The sequence below is a fragment of the Massilia antarctica genome, from assembly GCF_015689335.1.
Lineage (GTDB): Bacteria > Pseudomonadota > Gammaproteobacteria > Burkholderiales > Burkholderiaceae_D > Telluria_A > Telluria_A antarctica.
The window spans coordinates 7,228,751-7,241,517 of the sequence record NZ_CP065053.1 but is presented as its reverse complement, the minus strand read 5'-3'; the positions used below and the strand labels follow the sequence as shown (position 1 = coordinate 7,241,517).

The window sequence follows — 12,767 nt, the reverse complement described above, 5'->3', positions numbered from 1 at the left end:
AGTCTCAATCTAAAAAGGTGCGGAAGGATAGCCCGGAGGCGTCGGCGCAGGCGGCGCTGGTGGCGGCGGGCTCGATGCGGCTGTGCGAACTAAGGGGGTGGTGGTCGGGCCCGGCATAGTGGCCGGGCCGGCAGGCCGCCAGATTGGGATGATGCGGAAAACGGCAGGTGTGACTCAAAATGTCTGGTGCAATCGGGTTCTGCTGCGGGTTGATCGACAGGGTTCCCTGGATGCGAGCCGTCCTCGTCAAGCTTGGCTCTTGATAAATTCAAGCACGTCCTCGGCGTGATTAGGGACTTTCACGCCTCTCCATTCTTTCATTAATTTACCATCAGCGTCAATTACAAACGTGCTCCGTTCGACCCCGCGCACTTGCTTACCGTACATATTCTTCATTTTCATCACACCGAACTGGAGGCACATGGCTTCCTCGGGGTCGGAAATGAGTTCGAACGGCAGGCCGAGCTTGGATTTGAAGCCTTCGTGCGAGCGCAGCGAATCGCGGCTGATGCCATAGATTTCGGTGCCGGCTTGCTGGAACTGCGCGTGCAGGTCGCGGAAAGCGATGCTTTCGGTGGTGCAGCCGGGCGTGTTGTCTTTTGGGTAAAAGTACAGCACGGTGTAGCGGGCAGGGCGGCCGGACAGCTGGAACGGCTTGGCGCCCGTCATGACGGCCGAGAAGTCGGTATAAGGTGCTGCAATTTGGCTATCAGCCACAGGTTCTCTCCTGAAGGTGAGTCAGCGCTGATTTTATACCCCGCAGCGCAACAGGGGAGGGGGAAACGTGTTTGGGCGGACAAGATATGGGGACGGAGTGCCGGATTGCAAGAACTGATCAATGCCGCCACTACCGTTAACCTGCAATCCGTCGTTCCCGCGCAGCCTCCGGTTTCGAAGAAACTCCTCCTATTCCTTGGAACGAGGCAAGTCCAGAGGCCAGTTCCTGGAGAGGCGGGAACCCAAGTACGTTGCGCCGTCGTAGCGCGGGAAACTTGGATTCCCGCCTCTCCAGGAACTAGTCTTTGCCGCTAATTTGAGCAGCTTTGCGACTACAAACCTCGAAACCGTCGCTCCCGCGCAGGCGGAAACGCATGCGTTTCCCCCATAGCACCGTCGATATACGAATGTGCTATGGATTCCCGCCTGCGCGGGAATGACGGAGCTTAGGTTAGCGCCATTTGGAAGCGCCCTCGCACTTTGCACAGTTCCAAGAGATTTGAGGAGTTTCATAGAAACTGGGACCTGCGCGGGAATGACGAAGCAGCGTGTAGCGATATCGGATATCGCCGCTCAGCGCGTCTCGCCCAGGATCAGCGCCAAGGTCACCCGGCGCCCTTCGCCCATCAGGATGTTATACGTCCGGCAAGCCGCCTTGTTATCCATGCACTCGCAGCCGATGCGGCGTTCGAGCAGCGCGGCGATCAGCTTCGGATGCACGAAGCGCTGGCGCTCGCCGGTGCCGAGAATGACCACGTCCGGCTTGTCTTGTTCGATGGTCTCGAAATGCGCGGTAGTGAGCGCATCGAACGTGGGCACGTCCCAGGCGCGCGGCGGCGTCTCGGGCATCACCAGCAGGCTGTAATCGAAGCGCTGGGCGTTGATTTCGACCCCGGTATCGTCGTAAGCGGTCACGGTCTGGTATTGTTGGGTGGTGCTGGAATGGAGCTTCATGGCATGGAGACTGAAAAGGTGATGCAGGGCACATAGGCGCTGCGCGTGGCGTTAGCATGCCACAAAGTCCAGTAAACCGCGAATTTTCGCGAAACGCCCGCCAAAGCGGCATCATTTCACGTGTTTTTGCCCACTTTTCCCTGAACCTCAGGTTGATTAAATCGCCTCCTTTCGGCAGAATGGGTATTTTTCGCACTGCAACAAAGCCATTGAACAGGGAACTATTTTGCGACCGATTCTGAAATCGAACAAGCTCGACGACGTCTGCTACGAAATCCGCGGCCCCGCGCTGGAGAAATCCAGGCAGATGGAGGAAGAAGGCCACAAGATTATCAAACTCAACATCGGCAACCTGGCCGTGTTCGGTTTCGACCCGCCCGACGAGATCGTGCAAGACATGATCCTCAATATGCACGGCGCCGCCGGCTACACCGATTCGAAAGGCATGTTCGCGCCGCGCAAGGCCGTCATGCACTACACGCAGAGCAAGCGCATCAGTGGCGTGACCATCGAAGACATTTACCTCGGCAATGGCGCGTCGGAACTGATCGTCATGGCCATGAACGGCTTGCTCAACAACGGCGACGAAGTGCTGGTCCCGGCGCCGGACTACCCGCTGTGGACGGCGGCCGTGAGCCTGTCGGGCGGCAACCCCGTGCACTACATCTGCGACGAGCAGGCCGGCTGGTATCCCGACATCGACGACATGCGCCGCAAGATCACCAGCAATACCAAGGCGATCGTGGTGATCAACCCGAACAACCCGACCGGCGCCCTGTATCCGCGCGAAATCCTGCTCGAGATCATCGAACTGGCGCGCCAGCACCAGCTGATCATCCTGGCCGACGAAATCTACGACAAGGTCTTGTACGACGGCGAGCAGCACGACTCGATCGCGTCCCTGGCCGACGATGTGCTGTTCATTACCCTGAACGGCCTGTCGAAAAACTACCGTTCCTGCGGCTACCGCGCCGGCTGGATGGTGGTGTCGGGCGAAAAACGCCACGCCAGGGATTACATCGATGGCCTCAACATGCTGGCCTCGATGCGCCTGTGCGCCAACGCGCCGGGCCAGTTCGCGATCCAGACCGCGCTGGGCGGCTACCAGAGCATCAACGACCTGGTAGGTCCCGGCGGACGCCTGCTGCGCCAGCGCGACATGGCGCACAAACTCTTAACCGACATTCCGGGCGTGACCTGCGTGAAGCCAAAAGCCGCGCTGTACATGTTCCCGCGCCTCGACCCCGTGATGTACCCGATCGCGGATGATCAGCAGTTTGCCTACGACCTGCTGGCCGAAGAAAAAGTCCTGATCGTCCAGGGAACGGGCTTCAACTGGATCGCGCCGGATCACTTCCGTCTCGTGTTCCTGCCCAATTCCGACGACCTGACCGACGCTTGCGGCCGCATTGCGCGCTTCCTTGACGGCTACCGACGCCGCCACGGGCGCGGCTGATACCTCTTCCAGATAAAGAACTATGAAACCCATCAAAATCGGCCTGATCGGCCTCGGCGTAGTTGGTGCCGGCACCTTTAACGTCCTCAAACGCAACCAGGAAGAAATCCGGCGCCGCGCCGGCCGCGGCATCGAGATTGCGATGGTCGCGGTACGCAACGTGGAACGCGCGCGCGGCATCGTGGGCACCGACTGCGAGGTGGTGAACGACCCCGAACTGGTGGTCAACCATCCCGACATCGACATCGTGGTCGAACTGATTGGCGGCTACGACATCGCCAAGAACCTGGTGCTCAAGGCGATCAACAACGGCAAGCACGTGGTCACCGCCAACAAGGCGCTGCTGGCGCTGCACGGCAACGAGATCTTCGCGGCGGCCCAGGCCAAGGGCGTGATGGTGGCGTTCGAAGCGGCGGTGGCAGGCGGCATCCCGATCATCAAGGCGCTGCGCGAAGGCCTGACCGCCAACCGCATCGAATCGGTGGCCGGCATCATCAACGGCACCACCAATTTCATTCTGTCCGAGATGCGCGACAAGGGGCTCGATTTTGCCACCGTGCTGAAACAGGCGCAGGAACTCGGTTACGCCGAAGCCGATCCGACCTTCGACATCGAAGGCGTGGACGCCGCGCACAAGGCGACCATCATCGCGTCGATCGCGTTCGGCATCCCGGTGCAGTTCGACAAGGCGCACGTGGAAGGCATCAGCAGCCTGCAGGCGATCGATATCCGCTACGCCGAGCAGCTGGGCTACCGCATCAAGCTGCTGGGCATCACCAAGCGCGCCATGGTCGATGGGGTGGAAGGAATCGAGCTGCGCGTGCACCCGACCCTGATTCCGGCCAAGCGCCTGATCGCCAACGTGGAAGGGGCGATGAACGCGGTGCTGGTGCAGGCCGACGCGGTCGGCGCCACGCTTTACTACGGCAAGGGCGCGGGCGCAGAGCCGACGGCGTCGTCGGTGATTGCCGATCTGGTCGACATCACCCGCCTGGCGACGGCCGATCCGGAATACCGCGTGCCGCATCTGGCCTTCCAGCCGAACCAGATGACCAACGTGGCGATCCTGCCGATGTCCGAGATCACCACCAGCTACTACCTGCGGGTGTACGTGAAGGATCAACTGGGCGTGATGGCCGACCTGACGCGCATCCTGGCGGACGCCAAGATCTCGATCGACGCGGTGCTGCAGAAGGAACCGGGCGAAGGCGAGACGCGTACCGACATCATCATGCTGACGCACCAGACGCAGGAAAAGAATATCGATGCGGCGATCAGCAAGATCGAGGAGCTCGAGACGGTCGTCGGCAAGGTTGTCAAGATCCGGCTTGAAAACCTGAGCTGACCCCCTTTCGGCTTGGCGGCCCTGATCGGGGGCCAGGTTGGTCGATTCGCAGCGAACTTGGGCCCCCGCCGAGCGCCGCCTTGGCGCGGGGGCGACGGTTTCACGGTTTTACAGTTTCACGGTTTGCGCCGATCCCCACGGCATCTCGCAGGTCAACTGCGCCACTTTGGTGGTGCAAGCGCCATAGCTGTTAACTCCACTGAACCCATACACGCGCGTTCCGGACGCAGCCCGCGGCGCGGCAAACCGCGCCTTCCCGTTCACCACACGCTGCTGCGCCCAGTTATCGGTACGCTGCACGCACACGATATTGTTCGCCAGGCCGCTCAACACAAGCGCGCCGGTCGCCGGCTCGATCACGCAGGCATTCGGTTTTGTGTCCGCACACGTCGCGCCATCGCATTCGGGTTCAATGCTGGTCGCTTGCGGGTCCTCGCTGGCGTTGTACAGGAAGCCATGCATCGCCGCGTTCCACACCGTCGTCTCCCAGGTACTGAACTCATTGCTGTTAATGAGTGACCAGCCGTCGCCCCAGCGCCGCAGGCCGGGCAGCCGGTCCCACGACGGATACAGCTTGTTGCTCACGGCTGTCTGATAGGCGGCGCCGCTGCGCCCCTCGGTCGGCCCGTACACCACGATCCCCGGCACATTGCCAATCGCCTTGACGTGCGGGTCGGCGCCGGCGCCATCGCTCACGCCGTATTTGGTGAAGTACGAATCGAGATGCGCCGGACTTTGCGGCGTATCCGTTCCCAGCCCGGTCACGAACGAGCGTCCCAGGGGATTGAGCCCCAGCGAAAAGTCGGCATACTGGCTGACCGCATTGATGTAGGCCTGCTTCTTGGTGTCGTTGGCCGCGAACAGCGACGCGAACGCATACACGTCGGCATATTTTCCCTGCGTCGTGCTCGCGCCCCACGCCAGGAACCTGGTTGCGCCCTGAGGGTAGGCCTGGCTTTCCGGCGACGGCCCGACATAGCCGCCGCGATCGGCGAAGTAGACGATGCGGTCCCTGAGTGCCTGCGCCAGCGCCGGATCGACCGCGCGGCCATGTGCCGTCAGGTAGCTGACGAAATGCGCGCTTTGCACGGCGGCGCTGGCGTTGCCGGGCAAGTACTGCTCGGGCCACGTGCCGTTCCCGACGACGATGGCCTGCGCGGCATTCTTGAACAGCATGTGATAGCGTGCCTCGCCGGTGGCCAGGTACAGCTGCAGCGCCGGATACATGAAGCGCGCCTTGGCCGCATCCGGCGTGGCGGTCTTTTCCAGGTACCTCCAGGCCAGCCTGGCGCGTTGCAGCAGGGCGTTGGCGCGTACGGCGTCGTGCGGGCGGATCACGCGCGCCGCGTGGGCGAAGATACCGGCCGACAGCGCCGTGACTTCTTCGCTCACGGCCCAGGTACCGTAGCGCCCCGTATCGCTGGCCGCGCTGTGTACGCCGTAGGCAGGATGGCGGTTCATCTCGGTGCCGGCGCGCACGCCGCCGAACTGCGGATCGTGCGTGTTCATCACCTGCAGGTTTTCCCACGACAGCACCGCCCACAGGGCTTCGTCGACGAAATCGGGAATGCCGTTGCCGGACTCCGGAATATTGTATTGGCGGTCGACGAAGTGCGTGGGGAAAGCGTCGAAGTAGGACAGCATCAGGATGGGAATGATGGTGTGCATCGGCCGCCGGTCGAAGTCGCCGGCATCGTGATGGCCGCCGGTCAAAGGCTGCATTACCGCGTTGTCCGGCACCGAAATCGATGGCGTCGACACCCACGGCGTGCGCGTATCGGCCACGGTGGCGTGGCAGATCGCGCGCGTGAAGCGCGTGTACGGCTGCGTGAGGGCCATGCCGCAGCGCTGGTGATACAGGCCGCGCGCCGAGACGTAAGCGATCTTGCGACTGGCGCTATCGCCCACGGCGAACGAGCGCGAACGCCCGCAACCGGGCACCGATACGAAGTAGGGCCCGCCCTCGGCCAGCTGGTCGAGCCGCAGGCGATACACATGCTCGCCGGAGCTGGCGCTGGCGGTGGCGGTATCGTCCTTGACGTATCGGGGCTCGCCGCCGAGCACCGCGCGGCCGCTTCGTTCGTCGATCACTTCGTAGCGCGATCCGGCCGGCAGCTTGAGCGAGCCGGCGTCGCCCAGGTAGGCGCCAAAATTGGCGAAGCGCGAGCTGGCCAGCTTGCTGTAGCCGGTCTGGTTGACCTTGATCGATTCGCAGTAGGTGGCGCGGTTGTCGAAGGCCAGGCGCGTCGCGCCGTACGGCGTGGCGATGGTGTATGGCTGGCCCTGGGCGAGTGGCTTGTCGAGCCGCAGATAAATCTTGTGGCGCACCGTCACCGGGAACAGGTTGGGACTGGTCGCGGCCAGCGCCTTTTGCTCCTCGTACGGCGTCGACATGCGGCTCATTCCCAGCGCCGCCTGGCCGTTGACCGTCCATTTGGACAGGGCCAGGTCGAGCACATCGGGACTGGTGGCGGTGCCGCCGGCTTCATTGGTGGTGTCGGTCTGCAGTTCGACCACGATCACCTGCGGCGCGGCCGCGTGCACGCCGACGATGGCGTTTGCGGCGTGTGCGAAGGACGCACCAAGGACAGACGCGCCAATGCCGGCCGCGATTGATATGGTAATGGTATTCATCGGTCTCCTTTTGTTGTCGGCGCATTCTAGCCTGAATGTTTCATAAACTGCTGCCGCAGTGCCGGTTCGGCGATCCATGAGCTTCTCGGTGACGATCACGATGTCGCGGGCAATAGCCCGCCTACCCGATCAATCGGCATATCAAATGCAGCGGTATGAGGTTGATGTTGGCGACGGAGTGGTCAATTCTCGGCAGACCGGACGTGTCTTACTCAGGACGAGTTCAAGGACTTGGCGGGCGTTGCCAAATACAGTCTTTCGGTCAACGTCTGCAGCAGATCTCTGACTGGACAGGCACTTGGTAAATGTAGAACGATCTTGTTCTTGCACTGCCTGACCTGCACGGCGATTTTGAACAGTTTGGAAATGACCGTTGATGGCTGCGCCTGCGACAGCGCGGTATGCCGCAGCCCTTCGGTGCGCAGTTGCTGGTGCAGGATGTAGGCCGCCGCGTGCAGCAACAGGCGCATGCAATTGGCGAGAAAGCTGGTGCAGGAGGTACGGTCGGCGGCGAGGTCATCCTTGAGATGCTTGATATAGTTTTCGGCCTGACCGCGCGCGCAATAGATATCCTCGTACAACATGCCGGCATCGAGTCCTGGCAGCGAGGTGACGATGAAGCGCGTGTTCTCGCCAAGGGCCATGACCTCGGCCTTGAGCAACACGCGCCAGGCTCTCGGCCAAGAACGCGCCTGGTAAGCAAATTCGTCGAACAGACGCACCGCATTGGGCACCACGTCCTGCGATTGTGCAGCCACCCACCGGTCAATGGCGCGAAGTCTGGTCGGCTCGGCCATCGCAAGGAGCTTGGGGTTGCAGGCGAAACCAAAAATGAAGTCCACGTTCGACATGCTGTCGATCAGGCTCATTAATTCAGGCCCGCTAAAATGTCCGTCGCCACGTACGAGAATATGAGTAGCGGGGAAGTGCTGACGAATCCGCGTCAGAACGCGCCGCATGATCATCGCGTTCTCTTCGCCAAATGGTCGCCTTCCGGGCCGCAGCACCGCCGCGATCAAGCCGCCCGACTGGCCGTCGAAAATCATCAGCGGCAAGTAGCAGGTCGAACCATAGTGGTGGTTGTAGAACGCCAGCGGCTGCTGGCCGTAGCACGCATCCTCGGAGTGATCCAGGTCGAGAATCAAGCTCTTTGGCGGGCTGGAAAAGCTGGCGATGAACTGTTCCACGAGCGCTTCGCTGACGCGGTAGATGTCCTGGCGACTGGCCGCATGTTCGAAGCGCGAGATCGTCGCCCCGGACGCCAGCGCGGCCTCGTCGTCGAACGGCAAACGGGCCGCGCCAAGTTTGAACATCGGGTCGTGGCGCAGGCTGTTCGCGTCATTGCCGTCTTCGTAACCGCAGCCGATCTGGTAGATGCGCTGTGTCAGAAGATCGTGATACGAATGGCTGACGTAACTCTGATGACGGCGGTCAGGCAAGGCCGCAGCGAGGCGCTTGGTCAAGCCAATCTGGAGGTCGACTCCGCGCAGCAAAACTGGACCGAGATCGGACGACAAACCCCCACCGGCGAAATCGGCGCGGACGCTGTGCGCGGGAATGGATGCAAAACGGAGCTGCTCTGGGGTAGAATTCATGTCGGGCAAGGTGGCGTTTTTGTTGACAGGGTAGGTTTCTAGATAACTCCCATTCTATCAATCACTTACGGCATTCTTGCCCTTTTTTATGCAAAATTCAGGCTAGGCCGCTGAGAATTACCGATCGATTACCGATATGTCATGTGGGCAGCGTGGCCCGCGCCTTTGCTTCCAGCGCGGCCAGGCTGGCACGGGCCGCGAGGGTCTGTTCGCGCAGCGCCGTTGCCGCCGCCGGCAGAACCGGCACCGTCTCTTCCAGCGCCCGGTGATAAGCGTCCAGCAGGCGGCGATGCTCGAAAGCGGCCACCGCGCACTGCACCGCCAGCAGAAAATCGTTGGCATCGAATGGCTTGGCGATGAAGCGATAGATTTGGCCGGCGTTGACCGCATCGACGATGGCATCGAGGTCGAGGTAGGCCGTCACCAGGATGCGCAAGGTATCGGGCAGCATGAGCGAGGTGCGCTCGAACAGCTGCACGCCGCTCATGCGCGGCATGCGGTGGTCGCTCACGATGCACGCCAGCTCCTGCGACGGCGGAAGGGCGGAGATCAGGCGCAAGGCTTCCTGGCCGTCGCGCGCTTCGAGCAGATGAAAGTGCGGGCGCAGGATCGCCGCCATGACGGAAACGTTGGCGTCCATGTCATCGACCAGCATGACGGTGTGGCGCGGGTCCGACAAAGCGTGCTGCCGATCGAGCAGGGCCAGGTTTTCTGTTTTGAAAATTGCCATGGTTTTGAGAGAATGAAGATCCGCTCCGGCCCCCGGGCGGTAAGGAAAACGACGGCGGTGGCGCTGTGAGCTCGTGTATTGTATACGCCTTCGGGCCCCGAACGACAGAGAGACCATGGCTACACGCGCAATCAGAACACGCACTCACCCACGGCCGCACGTTGTCCCGGCCTACGCCAAGCTGACGCTTCCCCGCCTGTTCGAGCCGCTCCAGCGCACCCGCCTGTTCGCGCAGATCGACCGCCTGCGCGGCCGCCATGCGGTGCTGTGGATGTCGTCTCCGCCCGGCGCCGGCAAAACCACCCTGGCCGCCAGCTATGCGCGCCAGTGCGAGGCGCCGGTACTGTGGTGCCAGCTCGACCAGAGTGACGCCGATCCTGCCACCTTGCTGTTCTTCCTGGCCGACGCCTTGCGCACCCTCGACGGTGCCTTGCCCTGGCACGCGCCGCAGGTGTCCGGCGACGCGGCCCAGCATGCACGCCTGTTCTTCCGCCAGTTTTATGCCCATCTGCCGCCAGGCGCGCTGGTGGTGCTTGATAACGTGCACGACGTCGACTGGGATAACGCCGGCTACCTGCTCGACGCGGCATGCGCGGAAGTGCCGGACGGCGTGACCCTGCTGGCCGTCAGCCGCGAAGCGCCGCCGCCATGCCTGGCGCGCATGGAACTGGACGGGCGCCTGGGCACGATCGGTTGGGATGCGCTGCGCCTGGACCCGTCGGAAACGCGCGCGCTGGCGCAGGCGGGCGATGCCCCCGAGCCGGAAGTGGCGCAGTGGTTAGAGCTGGTCGATGGCTGGGCGGCGGGGGTGGCGCTGCTGCGCACCGTGCGTGGACAGCCGCGCACCGGCCTGGCCGAGGGACGCGAAGCGCTGTTTCGCTATTTCGCCGGCGAGATCGTCGGGCGTCTGCCAGCGCAAGCGCAGCACCTGTTGCTGATGCTGGCCTGCCTGCCCGCCATGTCCGGCGCCGATGCGCACGCGCTTACGGGCGACCCTGGCGCGCCGCTGCTGCTCGAACGCCTGTACCGGCGCCGCCTGTTCGTCGAGAAGCGCGGCGACAGCTACGCCTTCCACGGCCTGTTCGGCGCGTTCCTGCGCCAGCAGGCGTGCGAACTGCTCGATCCTGCGCAGCGCCTGGCGCTGACCGGGCAGGCCGCCGCCATCGCCGATGCGCACGGGCGCCTCGACGAAGCGGCAGGCCTGTACATCGACGCGCAGTCGCATCAGGGGCTGGCAGGCTTTCTGCTGCGCCGCGCGGCGGGCATGATGGCTGGCGGCCGTGGCCAGTCGTGGCGCCTCTGGATGAGCTGCCTGCCGGCGGACATGGCCGACGCGCAGCCCTGGCTCGGCTACTGGCACGGCGTCTCGCTGGCCGACGCGCAGCCGCTTCACGCGCGGCGCATCCTGATCCGCGCCGAACGCGCTTTCGACCAGGCCGGCGACCTGGCGGCGCGCCTGCATGCGGTCACCGCCATCATCGACACCTACGACGCCGAATGGGCCGACTTCAGCGCCTTGCCGCGCTGGCTGGCGGTGTTGACCGAGGGCGTGCACACGCTCGACCTGGCAACGCTCGATCCCGCGCTCGACCTGCGCCTGCATTCGCGCATGGCTAGCGCGCTGCTGTACCTGGCGCCGCAATCGCCTCTGCTGGCCGCTTGCGTGCAGCGCGCGCGGCTGGCGCTCGACCAGGTCGACGATCCGCTCGCACGGCTGGAAGCGGGCGCCTGCCTGCTGCGCTACTTCGACTGGATGGACAACGCCGGCCGCGCCAATGCGCTGGTGGCGCAGCTTGGCGCGTGCGCCGACGATGCCGCCGTCGGCCCCGCGCACCGGGTGCGCTGGTACAGCCGCGTGGCGCGCTGGTACAACCAGGAGGGCGACCTGGGACTGGCGCAGCGCATGACGGGCGCGGCGCGCGGCATCGTCATCGACGCCGGCCTCGATCCCATGCTGTTCCAGTCGCTCGAAGTGCATCACCTGCTCGGCAGCGGCGCGGTGGACGCGGCGCGCAGCCTGCTCGACCAGATGCGCGCGGCGCTGCCCGTGTCGCGCACCTTGCAATCGATCGACTTCAATACCCTCGACGCCCAGTGCCTGGCGCTGGCCGGCGACATGGCCGGCGCGCTGCATGCCGCGCGCGAGACCTTGCGCCTGGCGCTCGACGCCGGCGTACCGGCGCGCGAAAGGGCCAGGTTCGACGCCTTTCTCGGCGCCTGCCACGCATGGGCCGGCGCCTACGGCGAGGCGCTCGCATGCTATGAGCGGGCGGTCGATGCCGGCTACGGCGTGCAGGCGGTGCTGCTGGGCGAGGAGCGCGACTTCATCGACGCCTGCGCGGCCGCTGGCGACGGCGACGGCGCGCGCGCGGCAGTCCTGATGGACGCTGCGATGGCGAGCCACCGGCGGCGCCAGGCCAACGCCCTGTTCGCGACGGTGCCGGCGCTGGCTGCGCGGGTGGCCGCGCTGGCGCTGGAAAACGGCATCGACGCGGCCCATGTCGGCGCCATCGTCATGCGCCAGCGGCTCGCCGCGCCGAACCGCTGCGCGCAGGGCTGGCCATGGCCGGTCGCGGTACGCACGCTCGGCAAATTCGAGCTGACCTTGCACGGGGCCGCGGTGGTCGCCACCGGCAAAGCGCAGCAGCGTCCACTGGCCCTGCTCAGAAGCCTGGTGGCGGCGGGCGAGGGCGGCAAGGCCCAGGCGGCGCTGGTCGCGCAGCTGTGGGGCAGCACCGACGTGGCCAAGTCGGCACTGAACGTGACGGTGCACCGCCTGCGCAAGCTGCTGCTCAGCGACGAAGCGGTAATCGTGTCGGGCGGCAGGACGCACCTGGCCGAAGCGCGCGTCTGGACCGACGTGAGCGCGCTGGCCGACCTGTGTGCGGCGATCGACGGCCTACCGGCGCACGCTCCGGTGCAGGAAGTAGGGCGCTGCAGCGCGGCGCTGCTCGATCTGTACCGCGGCCCGTTTTGCGACGGTGCGGAAGAGACGTGGATCCTGCCGGTGCGCGAGCGCGCGCGCAACCTGTTCCTCGGCGCGGTCGGCCAGCTTGGGCGTTTGCTCGAAGCGATGCAGGAATGGGGCTGCGCCCTGAGCCTGTACCAGCGCGCGCTGGCGGCCGAGCCGCTGTCGGAAGCCAACTACCGCGGCTGGATGCGCTGCGCCCACGCCCAGGACGGCGCGGCGGCCGCGTTCGGCGCCTACCGGCGCTGCCGCGACACCTTGTCGATCGTGCTCGGCGTGTCGCCCTCGTACGACACCGAAAAGCTGGCCGTCGCCCTCGGCCTCCGGTAAGGATAACTTTCAGTAGTCGGACTTTCTTAACCGGGGTC

At 64.3% G+C, this 12,767-nt stretch carries 9 protein-coding genes; 3 read left to right on the top strand and 6 right to left on the bottom strand.

Annotated features, from left to right (window positions below; translation table 11 throughout):
• Positions 1-4: 4 nt before the first annotated feature.
• From IV454_RS31855 to IV454_RS31845, 3 genes are all read right to left on the bottom strand, one after another.
• Positions 5-250 (bottom strand): hypothetical protein, encoded by a 246-nt coding sequence (locus IV454_RS31855; RefSeq protein WP_146046591.1) that lies wholly within the window; start codon positions 248-250, stop codon positions 5-7.
• A complete protein-coding gene (locus IV454_RS31850) occupies positions 247-717 on the bottom strand; it encodes a peroxiredoxin (RefSeq protein ID WP_206089553.1) in 471 nt (156 codons plus the stop codon). Before IV454_RS31850 ends, IV454_RS31855 begins: the two co-directional genes overlap by 4 nt.
• Before the next feature lie 573 nt (positions 718-1,290).
• A complete protein-coding gene (locus IV454_RS31845; RefSeq protein ID WP_206089552.1) occupies positions 1,291-1,671 on the bottom strand; it encodes an Mth938-like domain-containing protein in 381 nt (126 codons plus the stop codon).
• Between the two features lie 226 nt (positions 1,672-1,897).
• Between IV454_RS31845 and IV454_RS31840 the strand changes: the two genes are divergently transcribed.
• The gene (locus tag IV454_RS31840; protein ID WP_206089551.1) at positions 1,898-3,127 is read left to right on the top strand and encodes a pyridoxal phosphate-dependent aminotransferase; all 1,230 of its coding nucleotides are present in this window, start codon (positions 1,898-1,900) and stop codon (positions 3,125-3,127) included.
• 22 nt (positions 3,128-3,149) lie between these two features.
• Complete coding sequence (locus tag IV454_RS31835) at positions 3,150-4,472, top strand: homoserine dehydrogenase (protein ID WP_206089550.1); 1,323 nt, start codon at positions 3,150-3,152, stop codon at positions 4,470-4,472.
• Positions 4,473-4,580: 108 nt separating this feature from the next.
• Here the strand turns inward: IV454_RS31835 and IV454_RS31830 are convergent, their stop codons facing one another.
• From IV454_RS31830 to IV454_RS31820, 3 genes are all read right to left on the bottom strand, one after another.
• The gene (locus tag IV454_RS31830; RefSeq protein WP_206089549.1) at positions 4,581-7,106 is read right to left on the bottom strand and encodes a glycoside hydrolase family 9 protein; all 2,526 of its coding nucleotides are present in this window, start codon (positions 7,104-7,106) and stop codon (positions 4,581-4,583) included.
• Positions 7,107-7,318: 212 nt separating this feature from the next.
• Positions 7,319-8,701 carry an IS1380 family transposase gene (locus IV454_RS31825; protein WP_206087148.1) on the bottom strand — a complete coding sequence of 461 codons (1,383 nt, stop codon included), beginning with the start codon at positions 8,699-8,701 and terminating at the stop codon, positions 7,319-7,321.
• Positions 8,702-8,840: 139 nt separating this feature from the next.
• Positions 8,841-9,431 carry a response regulator gene (locus IV454_RS31820; RefSeq protein WP_206089548.1) on the bottom strand — a complete coding sequence of 197 codons (591 nt, stop codon included), beginning with the start codon at positions 9,429-9,431 and terminating at the stop codon, positions 8,841-8,843.
• Positions 9,432-9,546: 115 nt separating this feature from the next.
• Here IV454_RS31820 and IV454_RS31815 point away from each other — a divergent pair, with 115 nt between their 5' ends.
• On the top strand, positions 9,547-12,729 hold the full coding sequence (locus IV454_RS31815; RefSeq protein ID WP_206089547.1) for an AfsR/SARP family transcriptional regulator: 3,183 nt from the start codon (positions 9,547-9,549) through the stop codon (positions 12,727-12,729).
• The last annotated feature ends 38 nt before the right edge of the window (positions 12,730-12,767 follow it).

Coding starts and splice junctions, on each gene's coding strand:
- IV454_RS31845 (WP_206089552.1), bottom strand. CDS start 1,671: ATGAAGCTCCATTCCAGCACCACCCAACAATACCAGACCGTGACCGCT.
- IV454_RS31835 (WP_206089550.1), top strand. CDS start 3,150: ATGAAACCCATCAAAATCGGCCTGATCGGCCTCGGCGTAGTTGGTGCC.
- IV454_RS31830 (WP_206089549.1), bottom strand. CDS start 7,106: ATGAATACCATTACCATATCAATCGCGGCCGGCATTGGCGCGTCTGTC.
- IV454_RS31825 (WP_206087148.1), bottom strand. CDS start 8,701: ATGAATTCTACCCCAGAGCAGCTCCGTTTTGCATCCATTCCCGCGCAC.
- IV454_RS31820 (WP_206089548.1), bottom strand. CDS start 9,431: ATGGCAATTTTCAAAACAGAAAACCTGGCCCTGCTCGATCGGCAGCAC.
- IV454_RS31815 (WP_206089547.1), top strand. CDS start 9,547: ATGGCTACACGCGCAATCAGAACACGCACTCACCCACGGCCGCACGTT.